Here is a 23,925-nt window from a genome sequence, read left to right as displayed (position 1 = left end):
GGGAGCCCTCTGATGCTGGTGATCTCAGATATTAAAGTATTACGCGCGACGGTCCGGGCCTGGCGTCAGGCCGGCCAGACTGTAGCTTTTGTACCAACAATGGGTAATCTCCATTCCGGTCATTTTAAGCTGGTCGATGAAGCCCGTCAGCGCGCCGACCGGGTCATCGTGTCGATTTTTGTCAATCCGATGCAATTTGGTGCCAATGAAGATTTGGCCAGTTATCCGCGCACTTTAACTGAAGACTGTGCTGGCCTCACCGAACATCAGGCCGATGCCGTATTTACGCCAACGCCGGAACTGATGTATCCGCGTGGCCTGGATGTACAAACCGCAGTAGAAGTGCCGAAAGTCGGCGACCAGCATTGTGGCGCCAGCCGTCCGGGTCATTTCCGTGGTGTTGCTACTATCGTCAGCAAGCTGTTTAACCTGGTGCAGCCCGACTTAGCGCTGTTTGGCAAAAAGGACTACCAGCAACTGGCGGTGATCCGTCAGCTCACTACTGATTTGTCATTCCCGATTGAGATCATCGGTATCGACACCGAACGCGCCGCTGATGGCCTGGCACTCAGTTCACGCAATGGTTATTTATCTGTGGATGCCCGTGCCAAAGCGCCGCTGATTTATCAGCAACTGCAATGGCTGCGCCAGCAAATCAGCCATGGTTTTGCTGATTTCCGCGCGCTGGAACAACAAGTTGCCGACACGCTGAGTCAGGCCGGGTTCCGGCCGGATTACATTCATATCTGCGACCGTCAGACGTTGGAACTGGCAGACAGCAACAGCAAACCTTTGGTGATTTTGCTGGCTGCTTATTTGGGCACTACGCGCCTTATCGATAATCTGGAAGTCTGATGCCATCGGCACTGGAGCTCGCTGCCAACCTGCTGGTCGCAGGCTCCATCTGGCTGGCCGCACGCAACTCGGCGCTGACCTGGTGGGCGACCATCGCCGGCTGTGCTTTGTTTGGTGTGCTGTGTTATCAGCATCAGCTTTATGCCGACGTGGTTCTGCAGTTATTTTTCATCGCGGCCGCAGTCTGGGGCCTGTTTAGCTGGCAGAGTGCACAGGCCTTGCCGATCCGGCAATTACCTGGCCGGTATTTGCTACCTTATCTCACCGCAGCATTAGTCATAGCCGCACTCTATGGCGCGCTGTTACACTTCTGGACTGACGCCTATGCGCCGTTTTGGGACAGTCTGGTGCTGACACTCAGCGTGTTGGCGCAGTTGCTGCTGATTCGGCGTTACCTGCAAAACTGGTGGTGTTGGTTACTGGTCAACAGCATTGCTATCCCGCTGTATTATCACCGCGGCCTGGAACTGACCGCGGCGTTTTATGCGTTATATTGGCTGAATGCTGCTTATGGCTTGTGGCAATGGCGTCATTGGCTGTCATCGCCGGCAGGAGCTGCGGGCGCTTCTGTGGATAAATCTGTCGGCTGAGGCGCGACCCGCTTCACACGCCCCGCCCTCACCAGCGCATCCCGCAGCAAAAACTCAATCTGACCATTGACGCTGCGAAACTCATCATCCGCCCAGTGTTGCAGCGCCTGCAACATCTGTTCGTCAATGCGCAACGCAAAAGCTTTTTTAGCCACGGCTCACCTTTTTAAGAATAAATAGTTCCGGTATTAATCACTGGCGACACACTGTGGTCACCACAAAGCACCACCAGCAGATTACTGACCATCGCCGCTTTGCGTTCTTCATCAAGCTGCACCACGTCTTTTTCCGACAAACGCTGCAGCGCCATTTCGACCATACCAACCGCGCCTTCAACAATCTGCTGACGCGCCATCACCACAGCCCGCGCTTGCTGACGTTGTAACATGGCACTGGCAATTTCCTGTGCATAAGCCAGATGACTGATGCGCGCTTCAATCACTTCCACCCCGGCTTTATGTAAACGGTTTTGGATTTCGGTACGGAGCAAATCAGTAATGTCAGTGCCGCTGCTGCGCAGGCTGATATCGTGCTCTTTTTCTGCTTCATAGGGGTAACTTGACGCCAAATAACGAATGGCGGCTTCGCTCTGAATGCTGACAAAATTTTCGTAGTCTTCCACTTCAAACACCGCTTCGGCGCTGTCGACCACTTTCCATACCACCACAGCTGCGATATCCACCGGGTTACCGGCATGGTCGTTGACCTTTAATTTACTGCTCTCAAAGTTGCGCACCCGCAGGCTGACTTTTTGTTTGCTGTAAAACGGATTAGCCCAGCGCAGGCCGTTTTCAAAGTCAGTACCGACATAACGGCCAAACAACTGCAGCACCGCCGACTGATTCGGTTGCACCATATAAAAGCCAAACCAGCAGATAAACACCACAATACCGCCCAGCAATGCCAACACTTTTAACAACGGCGGCATGGTCAGGACTAATGCCACAGACGCAATCTGCAGTACGAGCAACACAAACAACGTAGTAAAACCTGATTTGGCCTGCGCCCGAGTTTCTTTCAGCATAACTCACCTCAATGTGATATCAATTTAATATCACACTAGATCGCATTGGATCGTAGTGCAAGCAGATTGTCGGATTTTTCGGCACTTAAAATGACAAAACCGCCGGGAGCGGTTTGGATACCGATAGATGTTGATGTCTTTAGGTAGCCTAAGAAATTGATATTAATAAGTTATTTTTCAGACCTTACCGCCATTCCTCACTTTTCAATACTTAAACATTCAGCCATTTGTAATGTTCCAGATGGGCTCAATAAAAAAGTACCAGCCTTGCTTTGCAGCACTAAACGACCATCTGCCAGTTGCCAGACCGCCTCTGCTGTTGCCGGAATTTCGCGCCACAACTCCAGCGTCCATTGCTCCTTATCATTCTGTCGCAATTTGTAGATTCGACCATCGGGGGAATAGACGCCACCTTTAACCACGACGACATCGGTACCAACTATAAATACGTCCTGAAAATTACCTTTCGCAAGCTGAATATTCTTTTGCGGGTTGACGTAACGAAGCTCACCACTCCATTCACCGCGGTCGGCCACACTAATCCAACCATTCTCAAGTTGCAAAGCTGCTCTTGGCTCAAAATGAAATGCCTCTCTTTCCGGAGGCTGAGCAGTTGTTTCCTGCCGGGCTAATCCCTGATCAACTCCCCACTGCGCAACAAGAGGTACAAACTCTGTCCCAGTTGTTGTCGCACGCCAGGGTGCAACAACATTTGCCACGCTGAAACCTTCGGCACTTAGATCAGGGAAACGGAACGTCACACTTTCCAGCTGCTCTTGGTTATACCATTTATTTTGCTCAGGACTTGCTGGAGGTTCACGCAGATCGTGGCAAGCAGACATTTGTAACTTGTCGCGCACTCTAAGCATTCTACTTCGCTCTGAACGCTCATCTTCAGTCATCCCCCGAGGCACTGCGGTGTGCCTTGACAACGATTCTGCCAACTCGCGGATTGGTGGGTACCAATGCTGCTTGGCTTGAACACTTAATTGCTGCCATAGCGGTGCTGAGTAGAATGCGGCAGCTGTTAAAGCGGCAGCATTTTCGACTGGCGCATGCTGTTTTTGCCATGCACGCAAAATCTGAGACTCCGCTCCCGACTGCCGGGTCATGCCCAGCAAGATAATCCATGCGGGATAGTCATAGTCAGAAACCTCTGGATGTCGGAAACCATTGAATGCTTCTGGTTTTACCAATGGTGCCATTGCAGCAACTTCTTGCACAACATCGAGCAGTTGCCGATGCACTGGCCGCGAATTTGCAGCCAGAAGCTCTTTCAGCTGTGCAACAGCTTCGATGACAGCGGATGGACGCCCCATTGCTATTAATGTATGTTGCCTGGCGTGATGTAACCTGGGATTGTTGGTTTTCAGGCGAATAAGCTGGGATTCAGTCTTTTCAGCCAAATCCGGCGACAACTGTTGCAGCAAATTTTTGTCTGCCAGCATCAACAGCAATAGCACAAAGTCTTCCGGCAACTTGTTGTCTGCCAAGCGCCCGCCCCAAACTTGCCATATTTGTAAACGATGTTCCAAAGACAGAGACCGAAACATCTGAGAGAGTATGTAACACATCGAATGTTGGAAATTTTCTGCACTCTCACAGCTCATCGGGTGTTCAGTGACGGACAAACGTTCTAATTCACTCTGCAGGAAAACTCTGACTTGCTGATGACTTTCAGGCCACCTCAGAGACAGTAAACGAGCATCGAGCTGATGCTTCAGAATGAGCTGCAACACAGCAGGGACTATCGCGGGATGACGCATCCTCCGAGCAACTTCAATCCATTGTATCGGGTCGCGGTTTAACTTCACTTCAATCTGCGGCCAATAATGATCGTCTAATCCGGGCATCTCTTGCAGAAAGAGCAAGGCCAGCTGTTGGACGTTTGTATCAGGATCATCGCTCAGTCTGAGCAACAAAGGACTTAACCAATCCGCTGGCCGCTCTGTAACAGACTTAATCAGTTGGTGCCGTGCTAAAGAAGTCGATGGCTGTTTTGTCAGCTCCCGCATACTTTGCTCACACAACGCTGCAGTACTGCAATTAAATGTCTGCAGAAGCTGTTCTGATGCCTGAATGGGAACAGACAGTGACAGAGCGAGCAGAAACATTGCGCTCAGGTTTTGCAAGGATGTTGGCATCGCGTCCTTTTCGATATTGAAATTGCAAAGCGTTCCGACAATAACATTTATTTTACGCGGGTTTAAATGATCAGGAGTTCAAGTCGGTTAAAAATGCTGTTGCAAATGGACCGTCTGAGCAATCAGACGGCATAAAAAACCGCCGGAAGCGGTTTTTAACAACGCAAAGCGTTGGCCTGAAAGGTGAGCGCCATGGATGGTAGCGAATCGCAGAAAATTGCTCCTGCATTTTCTGCATACAATCCCCCCTGGATATAAAAAACCGCCCGGAGGCGGTTTTTTTACTACGACAGGATCCTGTAATCTATGAAGGATCAGGCCAACGTCACTTTGGCAAACTTACGTTTACCAACCTGAAAAATAGTGCTGGAGCCTTTTTCAAACACCAGTTTGCTGTCTTCTACTTTCACGTCACCGTTCAGTTTCACCGCACCTTGTTTGATCATCCGCAGCGCTTCTGAGGTGCTTTCTACCAGGCCGGCTTCTTTTAACAGCTGGGCGATTGGCAGGTTGTCGCCTTCGATATTCAGTGTCAGCTCCGGGATATCATCCGGTAACGCGTTTTTGGAAAAACGCTGGATAAAGTCCTGATGCGCGGCTTCAGCGTCGGCATCAGAGTGGAAACGCGCGATGATTTCTTTCGCCAGTTCGATTTTGATGTCGCGTGGATTGCGGCCATCTGCTGCTTGTTGTTTCAGCGCGGCAATGTCTTCGATAGCGCGGAAACTTAACAGATCATAATAACGCCACATCAGATCATCTGAGATCGACATTACTTTGCCAAACATTTCGGTTGGACTGTCGGTGATGCCGATGTAGTTGCCGAGAGATTTCGACATCTTCTGCACGCCGTCCAGACCTTCCAGCAGCGGCACCATTAATACCGTTTGTGGGCGCTGGCCTTCGTCTTTTTGCAACTCGCGGCCCATCAGCAGGTTAAAGCGTTGATCAGTGCCGCCCATTTCGATATCGGCCTGCAGCGCCACAGAATCCCAGCCCTGTACCAGCGGATACAAAAATTCATGAATCGCAATGGATTGATTGTTGGCATAACGCTTTTTGAAATCGTCGCGTTCCAGCATGCGGGCGACGGTCTGGCGCGCTGCCAGTTTGATCATGCCGGCGGCGCCAAGTTTTTCCATCCATTCGGAGTTAAAAGCAATGCGCGTCTTAGCCGGATCCAGGATCTTAAACACTTGATCCTGATAAGTCTTTGCATTGGCCAGCACGTCTTCACGCGTTAATGGCTTACGGGTGACGTTTTTACCGGTTGGATCGCCAATCATGCCGGTGAAATCGCCGATCAGGAAAATCACCTCGTGACCGAGCTGCTGGAAAGTGCGTAATTTATTGATCAGGACCGTGTGGCCTAAGTGCAAATCTGGAGCTGTTGGATCAAAACCGGCTTTTACTTTCAGCGGTTTACCTTCCTTCAGTTTTTCGATTAATTCGTCTTCCAGCAGGATCTCTTCTAAGCCCCGCTTGATCTCGGCCAGGGCCTGTTGCCACTGCGTCATGCGCCAGTTCTCCGGATATTTTTTCAGCTAAAAATCTAAGTCCGCATTCTACTGCAACATTACTCCCGATTAAACGCACAAAAGTCTTGGATCTTGCAAAAAATCGTTATATGCTCATTTTTTACGTGGAAAGAACCATAATAATAAGAGATGCGCCTTCAATGATTTCATCTTTGCCTACTCCGCACCGTGTTCTGATAGCCACATTGGCCACTATTTTGTCTGTGACGCTGCTTTTACCATCGGAAAAAGCTGAAGCGTCCAAAGACAGTGAAAAATCCAGTTTAGAAGTCGGCAAGCGTTATAGCCTTGCTGTGCCAGTTGTCACTGATTCCCTGCCACAAACTGTTGAAACCACCATTCCAACTGAAGACAACTCGTTAGAGTGGATTTCTGTTGAAGTGAAAAAAGGCGACATTTTGGGCTCAGTGTTCAAACGCGCCAAAATCGACGCCCAAACCATGCAAGCCGTGTTAGACGCCGGCAAAGACGCAAAAAACCTGACCCGGTTGTTTCCGGGTGTGCAGGTCGAGTTTGGTCTGGATGCTGAAGGAAAATTACAGGAACTGCGTTACAACCTCAGTAACCTGAAAACCCTGCGCATCACCCGTGGTGACGACGGCCAGTTTGTTGCCAAACAACTGCAAAAAGAAATCGAAACCCGCACTGAAGTCGTCGCCGGCATCATCAGCGGTAGCTTCTGGGGTTCAGCGATGAACGCCGGTTTATCTGAAGCGCAAATTATCGACCTCGCTAACGTGTTCGGTTATGACATCGACTTCGCGTTAGACATTCGCTCAGGCGACTCTTTCAGCGTGATGTTTGAACGTCAGTATGCTGAAGGCCAGTTTATCGGCAACGGCGCTATCGTTGCCGCTCAGTTCCAAAACCAGGGCCAGCTGTATCAGGCGGTGCGTCACACCGACGGCAATTTCTACAAGCCGGACGGCGGTTCGATGCGACAGGCTTTCCTGCGCGCACCAGTTAACTTCCGCTATGTCAGCTCCAACTTTAATCCACGTCGTTTACACCCGGTCCTCGGTAAAATCAAAGCCCACAACGGTGTTGATTATGTTGCGCCAATGGGTACACCAATTATGGCGGCTGGTGATGGCAAAGTGATTGAATCTTCAATGAAAGGCGCCAACGGTAACTACGTGGTGATCCAGCACTCTAACGGCATCGTCACTAAATATCTGCACTTGTCTAAACGCGACGTCAAACGTGGCGACAAAGTCAAACAAGGTGACATCGTGGGTCGTTTAGGCGCAACCGGCCGTGTCACCGGCGCGCACTTGCACTATGAATTCGTGGTTGGCGGCGTGCACCGTAACCCACGCACTGTGAAACTGCCACAGGCCGAGCCGCTGCAAGGCGTGGCCCGGGTTGAGTTCACTAAAAACGCCAAACAGCAAATCGCCCAGCTCAAAGCTCATGAGCGTGTGGTTCTGGCTGCAAACCAATAACTGGTTGTGACTACCGACTATTCGAATGAAGCCCTCTACATCGGCATCATGTCAGGCACCAGCCTGGATGGTGTTGATGTGGTGCTGGTAGATTTCTCCGCAGCTTATCCCAAGCTTGTTCACAGTTTATGCCTGCCCTACCCTGCTGAATTAAAAGCAGAATTAGCACTTTTAGCCCAGCCTGGCGCCAATGAAATTGAACGCTTGGGTCTGGCTGAAGCTGATTTAGCTGACTGTTATGCCGTAGCGGTGCAGCAACTGTTGCAACAAGCGCAGGTTGATCCAACCAGGATCCTGGCGATCGGTTGCCACGGTCAAACGATCCGACACAGACCGAACGCCCGCCAGCCCTTTAGTTACCAGATTGGCGACCAGCATCGCCTCGCTATGCTGACCCAAATCCCGGTCATTGCCGATTTTCGCCGTAAAGATATCGCTTATGGCGGCCAGGGTGCGCCTTTAGTGCCAGCCTTTCATCAGGCGATTTTCGCCGCCCAGAACCAAGGACGCTGTATCCTGAATATTGGCGGTATCGCTAATATCACGCTGTTATTACCCCATCAGCCTATACAGGGCTTTGATACTGGTCCCGGCAACTGTTTGCTGGATAACTGGATTGAACTGCATCAAGGCAAAGCTTTTGACGCCAACGGTGCTTATGCGGCGAGTGGCAAGCTGGATGCCGCGTTATTGGGTCTGTTACTCAGCGACCCATATTTCCAGCAGACCGGGCCGAAAAGTACCGGTCGCGAATACTTTCAACTTTATTGGCTGCAACAACAGCTACAGCAGCTTCAGACCTTGACCGGCAGCATGCCGGCCGCGGCCGACGTGCAACGCACTTTAAGCCGTTTTACTGCCGGCACTATAGCATTAGCGGTCAGCCGTTTTGTGGTGTCGGAGATTTATGTCTGTGGCGGCGGTGCGCATAACGCCGTGTTGCTGCAGGATTTGTCGGAGCTATTGCCACAATGTCAGATCAACACCACGGCGGCTTTGGGCGTTCATCCGGACTGGGTTGAAGCCATGGCATTTGCCTGGCTGGCTTATGCCTATGATCAGCAAATTCCCGGTAATGTCCCGGCAGTGACAGGAGCCAGCCAACCCTTGGTATTGGGCGTGCGCTATACGCCCTAATCCATAGCTATACCGGTCTGCGGTTTATTGTGCTGTTGTAACAGGTGCGAAGGTACCAACTGCCGCCGCAAACTGCGTGATGGCTTGTTGCCAGCCTTGTCCCAGAGTGTCCACTAAGGCCGGATACCCCTCTTCTGGCTGCGGCAATTGCAGCTGAAAGCTCTGGCTTTGTACTTTATCACCCTTGAGTAAATGGAAACGGCCGCTGACCAGCGCGATGCCCTGCTGCTGACCATGGAACTGATCCACCTGCACCAGCAGCCGAACCACATCGTTGCCTGGTTGTTGACTGGTCACCCGATACCCCGGCAATGCCTGCTGCAAACCATTTACTAATGCCCGTTGCAGCTGTTGGTCCAGCGCCTCAGCCCACTGATGCTGCGTCGTTTTGTGCAATTCGACGGCGGAAGTCTGCAAAATCAACGCATTGGTATTGAGAAACGACGCCACCATCACAGGTTCCACATAAAGTACCGGCGCATTGGCAACAGGCGGCGCCGTCACCCCAGCGGTTTGCGGTAACTGATAGTACCGCAGCTCCACTGACGAGCTGCAGCCGGCCAATAAGGTCAGCGCGGCCAGTGTTGTCATAGCGCTTAGAAAAAATCCTGTTTTCATGGTTGGTTTCCTTGCTCGGGTTCCGGATCTGTTGCCGGATCAGCGCTGATGATCAGCGCATTACTTTGTTGGTTCAGCGTCTGCACCACTGGCTGCAGGTCACGCAGCACTTTGTCCATCGCCTGCAAATTACTGTTGATGCGTTCATACACCGGTGAGCCCGGGCTTAAACCGGCCAGCGTTTTGCGTAAATCTGCCAGACTTTTATTCACTTCGGCCGGCAACTGTTGCGTCGCGTCGGCTTTAACCAGCGCATCCAGGCTTTGCACCAGCTGTTGGCTTTGCTGCATCAGATCTTTGGTCGCGTTTAACGTCGCAGAGCTGTCTGCCAGCACTTGTTCTACCGGCAGATTGTTAATTTTATCCAGCGCCTGCAGCACTTTCTGTTCGATATGGCCAAGGCCACTGCGGCTGGTCGGCAGAATTTTATAACCGGCAAATTCGGGTAATGGTTCTGGTAGCAGTGGCGTCGCTACTACTGTTGGTACTGTCGCAACCACTGTGGGCGTTGTCGCTGGTTGTTCCACAGCAGTAGCCGCAGTCTGGCTTGCTGACGCTGGATTGGTCATAACAGTGGCCGGCGCTGTTGATGCATTGGCTTCTGACCCGCTCTGCTGATTTAAATCAATATACAAACCGCCGGTCAGCAGGTTGCCGGTTTTCAGCACGGCGCGCAGGCCCAGACTGACCGCCTGATCCAGTTCTGCCTGTAACTGCGGCAACGTCAGATTGTCGTACAGCCGGCCGGTTTCAATCCGGATCAGCACCGGGATGCCTTTATTAAAAGCCACCTGCAGCGGGTTTTTCATCTTAAAGAAATATGGCACTGAGGCGACGGTACCGACCCGCACACCGCGGTATTCCACCGGCGCGCCGGCAGTCAGACCACGAATCGACTCGTCGAAAAACAGCAGGTACTCGAGATATTCGTTGTACAAGCCATCCTGAATACTTTTGCGGTTCTCAAACAGCTGGAAGTCGGTGTTATTAGCGGCTTTGTTGCCGGCCGGCCAGCCGTCGAGCACATCAAAAGTTACGCCGCCGCCGAGCAAAGTCGCCATCGACGCCATCTCAATCCGTACGCCTTCCGCCGACATATCGAGCGCCATACCGGACGATTTCCAGAAGCGGACGTTTTCAGTAACCAGAGCGTCATAAGGCGCGCGGATAAACAGCTGATACCGCATATTGCGTTTTTGCATATCAAATTCGCTGCGCTCAACAGTACCGACGTCATAACCGCGATACAAAATCGGGTCGCCGACCGCGAGTGCTGCGGCGTCGCTGCTGCTTAAGAAAATCCGGACACCCGGAGCATCCGGTGGTGCAATCGGCGGCGTTTCCAATAGTTCAAAGAAGTATTTTCCGCTGTCGCCTTTGCCGGGCTGCAATTCGATATAAGCACCGGATAACAGCGTATTAAGACCACTGACACCACCACGGCCGATGGTGGGTTTGACCACCCAAAGCTGGGATTCATCGTTCAGCAGATTGGCAGTGCCGGGATTCATCCGCGCCCGGATCACCACCTGTTTTAAATCCTGCGACAATTCCACCGACACCACTTTACCGACGTCGACACTGCGGCTTTTAATCTGGGTTTTGCCGGAAATGATGCCTTCAGCGTTGCTCGCGAGCAGCGTCACTGTCGGGCCCTGATTCTGAAAAGTGTGGTACAGCATCCAGCTGCCGATCAACACAGCAGCGACCGGCACTATCCAGATTGGCGACCATTGGCTGATTTTACGTACTGTGGCCTGTACCGGACTGTTTGTCACTTTGTAACTCCATTTCTGCAGGACTCGGGTCCCATAATAAGCGTGGATCAAAACTCATCGCCGCCAGCATTGTCACTATCACCACGGCTGCAAATACAAAAGTCGCTGCGCCGGGATAAACACCGACGAGGCTGTCGAAGCGCACCAGCGCAGCCAGAATCGCCACCACCAGCACATCAACCATCGACCAGCGGCCAATCCAGTCCACCACCGGGTAAACCCAGGTGCCGTGTTTACTGCGTTCGCTCAATGGCAAGGTTGTCAGATAACATAACCAGAACATCACGACGATTTTGACAATAGGCACCACCACACTCGCCAGCAACACCACTATCGCCACCGGATAAGCACCGTCTGCCCACATCAATAAAATACCGCTGATAATGGTCGATTCGATACTGTCGCCAAGCGACACCGTCTCCATCATCGTCAATAAATTCGCCGGAATATATAAAATGGTCGCAGTGACCAACAGCGCGATAGTCTTTTGTACACTGGCCGGAATGCGGGCCCGCACTTTGCTGCCACAGCGACTGCAGCGCAACTCCGCCAGTGGCACTAAGGCGGTACAGCACTGGCAGACTTTCAGTTGCTGGCTGAGGCCAGTGAGACCAGCTACAGCACCAGACACCGGTTGCGGCGCCGGCGCGATGCGCGACCAGAGTTCGTGCCGGTCCACCACCTGAAAAGTGCGCAGGTGCAGCAGGCAAAAACCACAAAACGCCCAAAAACTCATGCCGAGCGTCAGCTCAAAATGGGTCAGCAATTTCACAAAACTGACCAGCAGCCCCATCAGAAAAATATCGACCATGCTCCAGGGCTTCAGCGCATACAGCAGACGCGCCACCTGAACTAAGGCCGGCAACTGGTAAAACATACCCAGTTTCAAATAGATAATGGCCATCATACAGAAGGCCGGAATGGCCTGGATAAAGAGCCAAACCAACACCGCCAGCCAGGGATAATCTTCATCCAGTAACACAGCTGATGTATCGAGGAAGGTCATGTCGCGATGGCTGCCGGCCGCATCCATGCCGACAAATGGAAACAGATTGGTCAGCACCAACATAAAAAGCGCAGATAACGCGTATAAAATCGGCCTCAGGGCAGATTCACGCTGCCGGGCATCCAGTTCATGGCCGCAGCGGCTGCAGTGCGCTTCTTCGCCATCGGCCAGCACCGGCAAGTGTTGCAATAAATCGCAATAACGGCACAGCACCAGCTCCGCGGGCGCCGCTTGCGGCGACGCCGGAACTGGTGCCATTGATGAGTCTGACACCAGGCTGGCAGACACTGGTTTCAGATCGCCTCTTCGTCTTCTTCGCCGGTACGGATGCGGATCACCCGCTCGACATCAAAGACAAAAATCTTACCATCACCAATCCGGCCGGTTTGTGCCGTTTTCATAATGGCCTCAACACAACGGTCGACCTGATCGTCGGCGACGACTATGTCTAATTTCACTTTCGGCAGGAAATCCACCATGTACTCAGCACCACGGTACAGTTCAGTGTGGCCTTTCTGCCGGCCAAAGCCTTTGACTTCGGTCACTGTCATCCCAGTGACATTGATATCCGCCAACGCTTCGCGCACGTCATCGAGTTTAAAAGGTTTGATAATGGCTTCAATTTTTTTCATAACCCGCTTTACCTTTGTTTGCGCAGCGCTGAGGTGATCGGCACCCGGCGATCTTTACCAAAATTACGTGGCGTAACTTTGGGGCCAATTGCCGATTGCCGGCGTTTATATTCATTAAAATCAATTAGATTGAGCACACGACGAACAGTAGCTTCAGCATAGCCCATCGCCACAATGTCGGACAGCGATTTGTCCTGTTCGACATAAGCTTCAATCATCGCATCCAAATCATCATACGGTGGTAAATTGTCCTGGTCGGTTTGCCCCGGCGCCAGCTCAGCGGTTGGCGGCCGGTCGATCACACGCTGTGGGATCACCGGCGAGATGGTATTGCGATAGGCCGCCAACCGGTAAACCAGCGTTTTCGGAATGTCTTTAATCACGGCAAAACCACCGCACATATCACCGTAAAGTGTGCAGTAGCCCACGGCCACTTCGCTTTTGTTGCCGGTGGTCAAAAGGATACGGCCGGTTTTATTCGACAGCGCCATCAACAGCACACCACGCAGGCGTGCTTGTAAATTCTCTTCGGTGGTGTCGGCTTTACGGCCGGCAAATAACGGCGCGAGCTGCGTCATGTAAGCGTCGTACATAGGTTCAATCGACACCACGTCAAACTCAATGCCCATGATACGGGCTTGTTCCGTGGCATCGTCCACACTCATGCCTGAGGTGTAGCGAAATGGCAGCATCAGCGCCTGTACTTTGTCCGCGCCAATCGCATCGGCGGCAATGGCCAGCGTCAGCGCCGAATCGATACCGCCGGACAAACCCAGTACAGCACCGGGGAAACCATTTTGTTCAATGTAGTCACGCGTCGCGACCACTAAGGCCTGATAGACTTCCGCTTCGACCGATTGCGTCACTGGCCGGGCGTGTTGATGCCCTACTTGCCATCCCTGTTGCTGATGGCGCAGCTGCGCAGAATAAATGCCGGTTTCAAAAGCTGGCGCCGCCAGCGCAATCTCACCTTGTGGGCAAACAATCAATGAACTGCCATCAAATACCAGTTCGTCCTGGCCTTGCATCTGATTGACGTAGACAAAACCCAGCTGCAACCGTTTGGCGAGTGTGCTCAGTAAATGCTCACGCTGGGCTTTTTTGCCGATTTCATAAGGAGATGCGTTTAATACCAGCGCCCAGTCGGCCCCAGCCGCTTTGGCTGCCGCGGCAGGTTCTCCGTGCCAGACGTCTTCACAAATCAGTACGGCAAATTTTTGCTGGTTCAGTTCAAACACAAAAGTGTCGCTGCCTGGCGTGAAATAACGTTGCTCGTCGAAGACACCGTAATTAGGCAGACATTGTTTGAAATAACGGCCAATCAGCTGGCCGCCGCGGATCACAGAAGCGGCATTATATAACTTACCCTCGTGCTGCCAGGGGTGACCGATGAGGATGGTGCATGACAGTTTTGCGGCGGTGATCTGTGCTAGTGCAGTGTCGACATACTGCTGTAAATCAGCACGGAACAACAAGTCTTCCGGTGGATAACCGGTCAGCGTCAGCTCAGGGAAAATCACCAAATCGGTGCCAGCTTCGGCCGCAAATTGCAGGATTTTGTCACAGTTTTGCTGCACAGCACCGATGCTGAAACGCTGCTGGATCAAACTGACGGAAATGGAATGCGACATATCAGGGTGCCTGTACAACAACTTGGGCGCTATGGTAGCGATTTTTCGCTGTTTTCTCAAACCACACAAGGTGGATCTTGGTTGGATGGACCCGGAAATCCGGCGACGGTGAGCGACTTGCAAGCCGGTGGCTTGACGACTAAGGTAAACAAGTGTCTTCACGGAACCGAAACACAGGAGCAAGCGATGGAACTGCCACAATCAAGCCCTGCCGTCACACCAGTAACAACTGCCGCAACCGGCGGATTTTCATTAACAGAACTGCTGGTCTGTCTGGCGATTTTCGCCGTGATGTCACTGTTGGCATTGCCCAGTCTGGCTGAGCTGTTTGCCCGGCAACAAGCCGAAAGTTTTATGCAGCAATTTCGCCAGCAGCTCAGCTACGCCAGAGTGCAGGCGGTGAGTCTGGGCAGCATAGTCACAGTCTGCCCCCGCCAACTGCAGCAATGTGACGGACGCTGGAGTGAAACGCCGGTACAAATCTTTGATGCCTCACCAGGTACTACGGTGCTGAAACAAATCGATGCGTTAAAACCGGATCACCGCCTGTATTACAACAGAGAACTGCTGGAGTTTCGCGCCGATGGCAGTCTGAACGCGCTGCAAAATGGCACTTTTATTTATTGTGTGGCGCAATATCGCTGGTACGCCAGCCTCAGTGTCAGTCAGAGCGGGCGCAGCCAGCTGCAATGGCATGAACAGCCATGCCCTTATTAAAAATGCCAGCAATCGGTCGTGGGGCTGCTGAGCTTCTGGCCGGTCTGGTCCAGCCGAAACCACTGACATGCCACATCTTTACGCTGTGGTCCAACCGCTTCAGCCTGCAAAATAAAGCCCTGTGCTGACACCACTGCCGAGATCTTGTAACGCCCGCTCGCTGTCAGATAATTGTCGTCCGGTGCGGCCAGAGAAGACAAGGCTGCGGTGTAGTGTTGTTGCTCCAGATAATATTGCTGTTGCAATACAGCAAGGCGTAATAACTCCTGCGTTGCCTCAATGCGATAGCTGTTCAGTACCTGCTGCTGATAACCGGGTACTATCATCGCCAGCAAAATACCAAACAGCGCGACTACTACCATCATCTCAACCAGTACAAAAGCGGAAGCTGTAGTTTTCATCAGTACACCTGCTCACGCCGAAATACTGCGATAGTCTGCTGGCCTTGCAAGTGGCGCGGAGCTAATTGCTCAGTACACATCAGGCATGCCGGGTCTAGCGTGACTAAACGGGGAAAAACCGGCACTGCACCCGACCACAGCTGCAGCTGTTGTGCTGTCTGTACCAACCGGAGCGGCGCCTGGAGTGGTTGTGCAAGGCTAATTACAGGCTCGTCGTAAGCCGCAGCACCGCTATAGAGCTGCAGTGCCAGAATTTGATCATAAGCCGCATCGTCGGCACAGCCGGTGTCCGCTTTTAGCGGCAGATATAGAATACCCGCCAGTAGTTTGGCGGGGCTCAGCGGCGCGTCAGCAAGCTCAGTGTACCAGCCGGATTTAGTTAGATCGGGAGCAGCCGCCACATCAGCAAAGGTCAGCGGTAGTTGCATATTGGTTCCGCGCCGCAGCACCAGCAGACGATAGTCAGTACCAGAGCGCGCCTGGATCACAAAGACTTCACCGTCCATCCAGCCAGTCGTTGACTGCCAGCGGGCAGCAAAACGCTGCAGACTGCCGCTGAAATCCCAGCCACTCTTTTGCATATCAGCAACCAGGGTCGCCTGCCAGCCGCGGCCGGCTTGCCAGTCATATTGCCACAACAGACCTTGTTGACTGAGCAGATACAATCGCTCAGCAAGACCGTCCAGGTCTGGATCAGCCGCCAGCGGCAGCAACCCAAAAGTACCCGTCGTTACCGGCAATGGCAACTGACGGGGCAGACCGCTGCGCGCGTCAAATAAGCGGATCGGCAGCTGCGCATCACCCGGTAACAACAGCCATTCGTTGGCGGGATCGTCAGCCAGCCGCTGCGGTGTTAATTGATCGGAGAGCAAAGGTGTCGCAGATGCCTGATAGCTGGCGGTCCATTCTGGTTGCCACTGTAGTGGCGACAAGGTCAAGCGGGCTGCCCGAATCACTGCGGCAGCTTCATCCTGCCAGTACAGCCTGAACGCCGTTGCACCGCGACTATTCCCCGCCGGCTGGATCCCCCAGTAAGCAGCCTGTTGCGATGTTACAACAGGCGTCGTGACCGGACTGACGCTCACTGCGGCAGCAGTCAGTGGGATAATCTGCAAAGGCGCCGCAGCATCAGCGTGGAAGCTGAAATGTGCTGCCTGATATTGCACCGGGTTGTATTGCGCCCGGCTGTATTGCACCCGGTTGTATTGCGAATGCCCGCTAAAGGGTACGCTCAGATAAGATGGTTGATTGCCAGCAGCGCAGCCCGTCTGCAAAGCAGTGGCTGGCTGCAGCTGGATAGTCCCGGCTGCGACTTCCTGCCAGACTTCAGCCTTCACTGCTGTAGTCGAAACGCTGCCAATGACAACAGCCCATATTAGTCGATTGTTCATAGTTCCCCTCCCTGGGTTTGTGGGTCAATTTGCCAGGTCACCATGACACCGTCATCACTATCGGTAGTGAGATCCGTGTTGGCTACACGCCTGAGCTGACAGCTTTGCCAGGCCGAAGGCCACAGATTAAATTGTGGCGGGCACGGCACGGACAGTTGTGCCGGCGCATTCACGACTGATATTGGTGGTAGCTGTACCGTTACCGGCCTTTGCTTTTGCCACAACACCGCCTGATTGAACTGCGCACAAAGCGCCGTCAGGGTCAAAGCAGCCAGCGCCAGCGCGCTGCACAGCAAGCCAAATAACAAACACATCACCAGCACAAATCCTTTTGCACGCATACAGTGACTCCTGCTACAGGTTATGGAAATGACACAGAACTGCTGATTAACAAACGCCGGTAAGGATCGCCCGGCGCCTGAAAACGCCGTTGCCCGAGTTGATATTGCTGCTGATTGCGATAACCAGGTTCAGCTTGCAGCGCCCGCAGCAACACAAAATAACGCAGCTGGCTGATGAGATGAGGCTGGCGCCACTGTGCAGCCGTCAGCTGGGCTGCTGGCAGGAACTGTTCGGCATAACCATCACCGTCGTTATCCAGGCCCAGTTCAAATACCAACAGCTCGACACCGTCAAGCACTGCGTGAGTGTCCACAACAAAGTTGCCTTGGGTGTTACGGATCAAGCGCTTACGCATCAACACCGGAATGCCAACGCCGGCCAGCGTCTGACCGGCCACATAATACAATTCGTGCACATAAGGCCAGTACCAGGATTGAGCGTCTAAGCCGGCGTCGTTGCTGCTGACAAATCGACCCCGCCAGCCGCTCTGCTGCAGATAAGCCCGGTTGTTGCGCAGGTCCGCCAGCACTAAAGGATCGCCAGCCAGATGTTTCAGCTGGATAAAATCGGATTGTTTGTTGGCATTGGTCAGGCATACCGGTGTCAGGGCGCTGCCGACTGTGCCGGCGAAAAATGGCAGCCATTGCCGGGTGTTGGTCGGGAAACTGCCTGTGTCGGGCGCTGCACTGGGACAATCGCCGGACACCGGCACTGACGATGGCAACAACTGTAAATGTGACAAACCGGCCCAAAACTGACTGTTACTGAGTTCACGTTGCAACAATGCATGCAGTTGGACTGCCGTCTGTTGCAACAAAGTCAGCTGACTGTGCTGGCGAAACGCCTGCCACTGTAAAACCAGCGCACTGCTGAACATCAGCAATAACAAGGCAGATAACGCCAGCACCACCATCTGCTGCACTAACAAAAAGCCCTGTTGCGGCAACAAGCGCTGGTTCATGTTGGCAGCTCCAGCATCACCTGACGTCGACCGCTGCCCCCGCCGCAGCGCTGCACTGCATCTGCGGCCGGTACCACGGCACTTTTCCAGCTCAGGATAAGATGCAGTTTGCCGCCAGCAGTTTCCGTACAAAGCTCAGGGTCTTTGAGCCGCAGACCTGGTCCCTGCGTCAACATGGCCGCTGCGGATTGTAAGTGCTGTAAGGTCTGGGCGTCACAAGTCATGCAGGCGGCGAGGGTTGCCGCCACCGATTGACCGGCCACAAAACGGCGGCTGTCTGTGCTGTGACTGATATCAATCAACAGATGCATGGCGGTCATCTGTTCAAGGCTGATTTGAAAACTGCGACGGGCAAACCACTGGCAACTGAGCGCCGATAACAACAGCAGGCAACTCAGGGCTAACGCCAGTAAGGTTTCCAGTAAACTGAATCCTTTGGTAAACACAGGTATATCCTTACACCTGAAATTTACATTTAATTTAACTTACATTTTCAAATTTGCCACTAACCAAAGCATTTTTTGATCTGGTCGGGTGTGCTGACACCTGCAGCGCTGCGTGCACCAGCCTGATTAATGGTCAGGGTGCCGCAGCTGGTGTCGCCGCTTTGCGCGCCTTTGGGCACTGCTGACAAAGTGTAGGTCTGCGCAGCTGCCGTCAAACTGAAAGTATAAGTGGCATCCAGCGTCTGCCGACAAGTCGTGGCAGGCAACGCTGTTGCGACACCGTTATTGAGGTTGTACACCATGCTGGTTGTGTACACCCGTTCCATAAATTGTGACAACTCGACCAGACAAGCACCGGCGACAGCCCGGCGGTTGCCATTCAGATAATTCTGGTACGACGGCACCGCGATGGCGAGCAGGATACCTGCCACCGCCACCGCCACCATCAGTTCCATCAAACTAAAGCCCCGTTGTTTTGACTGCATATTTCACCTGTTAATTTGTCAGTTCACGCCAGGACTGCATACCGACATTACGCGTCGGATCTATAGCCCTGGATTCGATACAACCGCCTTCGCAGTTATTAAAGCTCTTAATCAGTTCGCCGACTTTCGCCAGACGAGTGACCGAGTTCAGACTGCTGACTTTAATACCACTGACGATAGTCGGGTTACCAGAAACGCTGACTTTATCGTCTTCATCAAATTCGCTGTTGTTATCAATATCAAAAAAGGTCTTTTTCAACCGGCCGCCGGTATAAGGCGACACCACCATCAGATAACCCGAACCGCTGGGGTTACAGACGTTGGTATCTGGAATAGTGGTATTCATCACCAGCTCAGGCCCAACCATCAGCGGCATATCAACAATCCGCTCACGGGTGTCAATCAGGTCCATATACCAGCCTTTTTTACCGGCGGTGATGTTGTTGACTTCAGTGACCACCCGCTGGTCGCCGACATTGGTGATAGTGCGGCTTTCCAGCTCGGCACGGCCACTGATAGTCGCGCCGTCCATCAGCCCATACCAGGTCTGCTGGTCGTTATTACTCGGGTCGTTGACATTCAGATAACGGCCGGTGCCAAAAAACAGCCAGACTTTGCCGGTCGTTGGCTCGACACTGGACAACACGCCGCCGGTGATCATCTGCCGGGTGCCACTGCCATTTTTGGCCTGGAACAGCGGTTGCCCGCTGTAGGCAATATTCCAGGCTGATGTAGATGCCGCTGACAAATCAAACTTCCAGACATAACCAAACATGTCGCCACCGTACACCCAATCGGTATTGCCGTCGGCATCCACGTCCAGTAAGTTGACTTCAGCCATACCATTGGGGTCACCGGCACTGCCCTGGCCGGTCGCAAGTTGTTTGACGATATTGCCGGTGGCAATATCAATCACCAATAATCCCGATTGATTGGTGCTGTTGTTATAACCATAACCGGCAATAATCACCCACTGGCCAGATTCCGTGCGCGTCACCTGCGGCGTGCCGAGGTAAGCACCTAATTCGCTGAACGATTTATCCCATAACACTTTGCTCGGAGTGATGCTGCCGGGATCTGTGACATCGATGACAAACATACTGTTACCCCCACGCCCCTGGCCGCCAATCAGCAGGCTCTTCCAGCTGCCGCTGATATAAACATCGACCACCACCGGCGAGCCGTCGACGGAGAATTTATGGCTGTAGTTAGGCTCTGAATATTTTTTCAGTACATTGACAGTATCGGATGGCAAAGGCGCCATCACTGCTTTAGGGATATAAGCAAAGACTTCGACGCCGGTATCAGCATTAAAACCATGCAACATGCCATCGTTAGACCCGACATACAGCATCGGCGTACGGGATTTCGCTGGTCCTTCAATAAAACTGCGGTAGGTGGTAGCTCCGGTCCAGTTGTATCTGTGGTAACTCAGATCATAAGGCGCTTCCACCAATTCTGGCGAAGAGTTCACCAAATCACCGAGGATCTTCCCACGATTACGGTAGAGGCCACCCGGATTACGTTTTTCCAGCGTGGTATCGCCGCGAATATAGTCCAGCACTGTACTGACATTACTCAGCGCGGTTTTTTCTGCCGTGGATAAATTACTCCAGACAAAACTTTTTGCGGCACCTGTATCCGCACCATACAGCAGATTCCTGCTACCATGCGCCGGGATCACATCACTGGCTTTCCAGATTGGTGTGGTGGTGTCATCAGTGTCATAGGCCCACAGATCGCCGCTCCATTCGCCGGCGACATAACGCGCCTGATACAGATTTGATTCCGATTGCAGCGAGTTAATTGCGGTGGCCGCGATATTTGACGAGGTGCCGATACGCTCAGAAATCGAGCTCAGTGTATCCGCCATACCCTGCGAAAACGCATTTGGGTCACTCGCTGCAAAAAAGCCGCCACGGCCATTGACTGATGCATGCAATAAATCGTCGATTTTACCGGCATCGGTGCTGGTGGTGGGCCAGTTAATTGTCCCGTTATTACTGATTGCATTAAACGCTGTGGTTGGATTGATGCTGCCCTGAACACCAAAACCAACGCCAAAGGTGACCATATGTTGCCAGAAGGCCGGATTGGCCGAAGACGTCGGTACGGTATTTTCCAGGCGCTCAGATGCAGACCAGCCGGCGTCCAGATCATTTTTCCAGTAATGCATCGCTACGTCAGCCAATGTGTTGCTATAAGACGAGGCGAAGGGACTTTTCGGTGTGTATGTATAACTCCGGCCTTTGGGTCCGGTAATAGTAGTACTGGCACTATTGTCCTGCTCACCTATGGTACTTGAATCGGAGTAATATCCATCTGTCATCAGGATGGTAAAGTTCTGCCGGCATTCCAGTAGCGCCGAACTGGTATTTGCCGGATCAACCCGCCACGGGTTTTTGGTTTTGTAATAAGTGCCGGCTTGATTCAGAGCGCCAAGTAGTGGTGTTCCACCACTGGCTTGCACCCCAAATAGCCAGTTAAAAAATGCAGTTCTGCTCGTTCCGGAAAAAGTACTGACACCAACCATGGCCCCTATCGAATTGATACTGCCGTAACCAACACGCATCGCAGTTCCTTGTTGATGAAACGCTGCGGAAATACCCGCTTTAGCGGCAAGGATCCGCGTGCGGTAATATGAATACCAGTTTGCGAAGTTGGTTTTTTCTGCCGTTGTGCTGAGACTTTTTTGGGTATAACAGGAATCGCTGTAAATTCCGTTGCTACAACCAGTGTTAAACGTGTAATAAAAAGCAGCACCGGCAGTATTGCCCGGACTGATGGCAAAATCTTCCTTGGCGCCAGTACTGCTGCCATTGTCTGAAGCTGACATGATGGCCCGATAGCCAGTGCTTAGATTGATCTGGGTCGAAGTGGACTTGTAACCATCGACCTTTGCTGCAGTAAAGCTGGCATTTCCATAACTGGTACCATCAGCTTTAACAGGCGCAGTGTATGTCACAGTCGGGTTGTAATACATTTTATTTACGTGGCTTGATGCCAAAAATGCTCGGCCACTTGTGTTAAATAAACACATACTCATGCCAGCGTAACTTTGGTTGCTACAATTACTCTGAATGTTGGCGTTATCTTCTAAATTTTCCGGCATCATCCCCTGTTGCATCGAGCCAGAGTCATCAAGCAGAAACATGATATTCGGATCCACCGTCGAGCCCGTTTCCAGCGGCGCAGAGGCGATATCAATAGCGGCCTGGACCGTGCCGCTCGCCAGCAAGGCGCCGCAAAGGGCCGATTGCCAGTGCCAATTTTTCTTAGCCATCATACTTCTCCTGTCGACTAGGACCTGTTGACGTACAGTTAAATCCGCCAGACCACCTGCACCACGACCGCTGCCCGGCCATTAACTGGCTGGTTGCGTACTGTGATGCGGTAAGTCTGGCGTTCGCACAGCGGATTTTCTTTCGGTTTACAGGTCGGGTCCTGCCGGCTGGTCCAGAACCCCATATTTTCCACCAAAAACTGACCGTTATAGCTGACGCCGTTGACGGCCACAGCGACAGTGCCGGCATTGGCCCAAATCGCCGGATTGTTCCAGCGATCAGCAGTGCCTTGCGCCGGCACCGGAATAGGTGCATTAAACCAGGCACTGCCGGCGGCGGGCGGTAACAAAGTACTGACCTGACGTAAGGTGGCTTCTGTCACTTGTTTCGCCACTTCCCGGTCGTTCAGATTCGACGCCATTTTTTCCTGCAAGGTAGTGCCACGCATCGCACTGACCGCCAGCAAAGTGATGGCCACCAGCATCAGTAAACTCAGGACTAAGGCGATTCCGCGTTGATGATTCTGCTGCATAGTGCTGGCCTCAGTGATTGCGCAGGTTAATAACCTGGGTGAAGGTCCGAAGCCCGGCGGCGACCGGCATTTTGGCGTCGTTGCTGAGCGTCAGCGTCGCGCGCAGCGCCACCACCTGTTCCCAATCCGCAACGGCAGTTGCATTGACATAATTGGCAGCACCACGGGACAGGTACTGAATTTGCAGATTGTCGACGCCGGGTAAAATCTCTTCGGTACGCATTTGCCCGGCCACCAGCGCCACCCGGTACAGCGAATTGCCATCGCTGTTGGTGCCGACAAACCAGCCAACTGTTTCCAGCGGCATCACAGTGCCGGCATCAGATGCCAGGCTCTGCGGGAAATTCACACCATTGGCGCCAAAACCAAAATTCAGCGACGCATTGCCCGGCGCGCCGGCGCCAACCGCATGGCTGATATTGTTACCGGCAATCGCAGTGACCTGAAAAATCACCGCCATTTTTGAATCGCAGGCCAGCACGATGTCATTGGCAACGATGCCGGCGACATTTTGATTGATCACCATCGGCGGATTGCCGACCACGTTGTGCGAGACAATCGAAGCGCTGGTACCACGGCCATACATCAGCTGTACACCATCAGCACCTGCCAAAGGCACAATACCGGCACCGGCAAATTGCGGCACTGCGCCCTGTTCATGGCCACGAATGCCGGCAGTCCAAATCGCCCACCAGGCCAGTGGTGGATTTAACACATTGACCACCCGCTGCGTGATCATATTGGCGCAGCCGGAAAAGCCGGCGTGCATCGCATCGCGGCTTAACAGCTGAAAACCGATTTGGCTGGATTGCTGCGACGACATTAAGCGCTGCTGCACCTGGCCAGTGCGGATGTTGGACACATACACACCGACCACGCCCGCCACCAGAAAACTGCCCAGCACCAACGCTATCATCAGTTCGGTCAGGGTGAAGCCGAATTGGCGCTGAGATTTCAACATCGGCATG

The 23,925-nt window shown here is 52.9% G+C and carries 23 protein-coding genes; 5 read left to right on the top strand and 18 right to left on the bottom strand.

Features of this window, described 5'->3' with window-relative positions; all coding sequences use genetic code 11:
* The first annotated feature begins 12 nt into the window (after positions 1-12).
* Together panC and pnuC are read left to right on the top strand one after the other, a co-directional pair.
* On the top strand, positions 13-855 hold the full coding sequence (gene panC, locus ABNT34_RS07990; protein WP_348730433.1) for a pantoate--beta-alanine ligase: 843 nt from the start codon (positions 13-15) through the stop codon (positions 853-855).
* The gene (pnuC, locus tag ABNT34_RS07985) at positions 855-1,445 is read left to right on the top strand and encodes a nicotinamide riboside transporter PnuC (protein WP_348730431.1); all 591 of its coding nucleotides are present in this window, start codon (positions 855-857) and stop codon (positions 1,443-1,445) included. The genes panC and pnuC overlap by 1 nt, the downstream gene beginning before the upstream one ends.
* On the opposite strand, the gene ABNT34_RS07980 is transcribed toward pnuC, so the two are convergent.
* The 4 genes from ABNT34_RS07980 to tyrS form a co-directional block, all read right to left on the bottom strand.
* Positions 1,385-1,600: an Arc family DNA-binding protein gene (locus tag ABNT34_RS07980; RefSeq protein ID WP_348730429.1), complete on the bottom strand. Its 216-nt coding sequence runs from the start codon at positions 1,598-1,600 to the stop codon at positions 1,385-1,387. The two genes, pnuC and ABNT34_RS07980, sit on opposite strands and share 61 nt — an antisense overlap.
* An 11-nt stretch (positions 1,601-1,611) precedes the next feature.
* A complete protein-coding gene (locus ABNT34_RS07975; RefSeq protein WP_031567620.1) occupies positions 1,612-2,469 on the bottom strand; it encodes an SPFH domain-containing protein in 858 nt (285 codons plus the stop codon).
* 197 nt (positions 2,470-2,666) lie between these two features.
* The gene (locus tag ABNT34_RS07970) at positions 2,667-4,613 is read right to left on the bottom strand and encodes a hypothetical protein (protein ID WP_348730427.1); all 1,947 of its coding nucleotides are present in this window, start codon (positions 4,611-4,613) and stop codon (positions 2,667-2,669) included.
* Between the two features lie 314 nt (positions 4,614-4,927).
* A complete protein-coding gene (tyrS, locus tag ABNT34_RS07965; protein WP_348730425.1) occupies positions 4,928-6,130 on the bottom strand; it encodes a tyrosine--tRNA ligase in 1,203 nt (400 codons plus the stop codon).
* Positions 6,131-6,336: 206 nt separating this feature from the next.
* Here tyrS and ABNT34_RS07960 point away from each other — a divergent pair, with 206 nt between their 5' ends.
* Complete coding sequence (locus ABNT34_RS07960) at positions 6,337-7,596, top strand: peptidoglycan DD-metalloendopeptidase family protein (protein WP_348730423.1); 1,260 nt, start codon at positions 6,337-6,339, stop codon at positions 7,594-7,596.
* 6 nt (positions 7,597-7,602) lie between these two features.
* Positions 7,603-8,733: an anhydro-N-acetylmuramic acid kinase gene (locus ABNT34_RS07955; protein WP_348730421.1), complete on the top strand. Its 1,131-nt coding sequence runs from the start codon at positions 7,603-7,605 to the stop codon at positions 8,731-8,733.
* Between the two features lie 24 nt (positions 8,734-8,757).
* Here ABNT34_RS07955 and ABNT34_RS07950 read toward each other — a convergent pair whose 3' ends face one another.
* The 5 genes from ABNT34_RS07950 to ABNT34_RS07930 are packed head-to-tail and all read right to left on the bottom strand — an operon-like array spanning position 8,758 to position 14,398.
* The gene (locus ABNT34_RS07950; protein ID WP_348730419.1) at positions 8,758-9,351 is read right to left on the bottom strand and encodes an ABC-type transport auxiliary lipoprotein family protein; all 594 of its coding nucleotides are present in this window, start codon (positions 9,349-9,351) and stop codon (positions 8,758-8,760) included.
* Positions 9,348-11,129, bottom strand: coding sequence for an intermembrane transport protein PqiB (gene pqiB, locus ABNT34_RS07945; protein ID WP_348730417.1), 1,782 nt, complete (start codon positions 11,127-11,129; stop codon positions 9,348-9,350). Before pqiB ends, ABNT34_RS07950 begins: the two co-directional genes overlap by 4 nt.
* Positions 11,095-12,393, bottom strand: a complete 1,299-nt coding sequence (locus ABNT34_RS07940) for a PqiA/YebS family transporter subunit (protein WP_348730415.1) — start codon at positions 12,391-12,393, stop codon at positions 11,095-11,097. The genes pqiB and ABNT34_RS07940 overlap by 35 nt, the downstream gene beginning before the upstream one ends.
* 35 nt (positions 12,394-12,428) lie before the next feature.
* On the bottom strand, positions 12,429-12,767 hold the full coding sequence (gene glnB / locus ABNT34_RS07935; protein ID WP_031567605.1) for a nitrogen regulatory protein P-II: 339 nt from the start codon (positions 12,765-12,767) through the stop codon (positions 12,429-12,431).
* Positions 12,768-12,775: 8 nt separating this feature from the next.
* Positions 12,776-14,398, bottom strand: a complete 1,623-nt coding sequence (locus ABNT34_RS07930; RefSeq protein ID WP_348730413.1) for an NAD+ synthase — start codon at positions 14,396-14,398, stop codon at positions 12,776-12,778.
* 186 nt (positions 14,399-14,584) lie between these two features.
* Here ABNT34_RS07930 and ABNT34_RS07925 point away from each other — a divergent pair, with 186 nt between their 5' ends.
* Positions 14,585-15,115: a GspH/FimT family pseudopilin gene (locus ABNT34_RS07925; protein ID WP_348730411.1), complete on the top strand. Its 531-nt coding sequence runs from the start codon at positions 14,585-14,587 to the stop codon at positions 15,113-15,115.
* Here ABNT34_RS07925 and ABNT34_RS07920 read toward each other — a convergent pair.
* From ABNT34_RS07920 to ABNT34_RS07880, 9 genes are read right to left on the bottom strand one after another with little or no spacing between them, the layout of a single operon-like run.
* Complete coding sequence (locus ABNT34_RS07920) at positions 15,112-15,516, bottom strand: type IV pilin protein (protein ID WP_348730409.1); 405 nt, start codon at positions 15,514-15,516, stop codon at positions 15,112-15,114. The genes ABNT34_RS07925 and ABNT34_RS07920 overlap by 4 nt on opposite strands.
* Positions 15,516-16,907, bottom strand: coding sequence for a hypothetical protein (locus ABNT34_RS07915; RefSeq protein WP_348730407.1), 1,392 nt, complete (start codon positions 16,905-16,907; stop codon positions 15,516-15,518). Before ABNT34_RS07915 ends, ABNT34_RS07920 begins: the two co-directional genes overlap by 1 nt.
* Entirely contained in the window at positions 16,904-17,248 is a 345-nt protein-coding gene (locus ABNT34_RS07910) for a hypothetical protein (protein WP_348730405.1), read from the bottom strand. Before ABNT34_RS07910 ends, ABNT34_RS07915 begins: the two co-directional genes overlap by 4 nt.
* A gap of 20 nt (positions 17,249-17,268) precedes the next feature.
* Positions 17,269-18,210 carry a PilW family protein gene (locus ABNT34_RS07905; protein WP_348730403.1) on the bottom strand — a complete coding sequence of 314 codons (942 nt, stop codon included), beginning with the start codon at positions 18,208-18,210 and terminating at the stop codon, positions 17,269-17,271.
* Entirely contained in the window at positions 18,207-18,656 is a 450-nt protein-coding gene (locus tag ABNT34_RS07900) for a prepilin-type N-terminal cleavage/methylation domain-containing protein (RefSeq protein ID WP_348730401.1), read from the bottom strand. Before ABNT34_RS07900 ends, ABNT34_RS07905 begins: the two co-directional genes overlap by 4 nt.
* A gap of 59 nt (positions 18,657-18,715) precedes the next feature.
* Positions 18,716-19,141 (bottom strand): type IV pilin protein, encoded by a 426-nt coding sequence (locus ABNT34_RS07895; protein WP_348730399.1) that lies wholly within the window; start codon positions 19,139-19,141, stop codon positions 18,716-18,718.
* A 10-nt stretch (positions 19,142-19,151) separates the two neighbouring features.
* Positions 19,152-22,424 carry a PilC/PilY family type IV pilus protein gene (locus ABNT34_RS07890; protein ID WP_348730398.1) on the bottom strand — a complete coding sequence of 1,091 codons (3,273 nt, stop codon included), beginning with the start codon at positions 22,422-22,424 and terminating at the stop codon, positions 19,152-19,154.
* 38 nt (positions 22,425-22,462) lie between these two features.
* Positions 22,463-22,957 (bottom strand): PilX N-terminal domain-containing pilus assembly protein, encoded by a 495-nt coding sequence (locus tag ABNT34_RS07885; RefSeq protein WP_348730396.1) that lies wholly within the window; start codon positions 22,955-22,957, stop codon positions 22,463-22,465.
* Between the two features lie 10 nt (positions 22,958-22,967).
* Entirely contained in the window at positions 22,968-23,924 is a 957-nt protein-coding gene (locus ABNT34_RS07880; protein ID WP_348730394.1) for a PilW family protein, read from the bottom strand.
* Between the last annotated feature and the right edge of the window lies 1 nt (position 23,925).

Origin of the sequence: Rheinheimera texasensis (assembly GCF_964031785.1) — a bacterium.
Taxonomy (GTDB): Bacteria; Pseudomonadota; Gammaproteobacteria; order Enterobacterales; family Alteromonadaceae; genus Pararheinheimera; species Pararheinheimera texasensis_A.
This window is presented reverse-complemented; position numbering and strand designations above follow the sequence as displayed.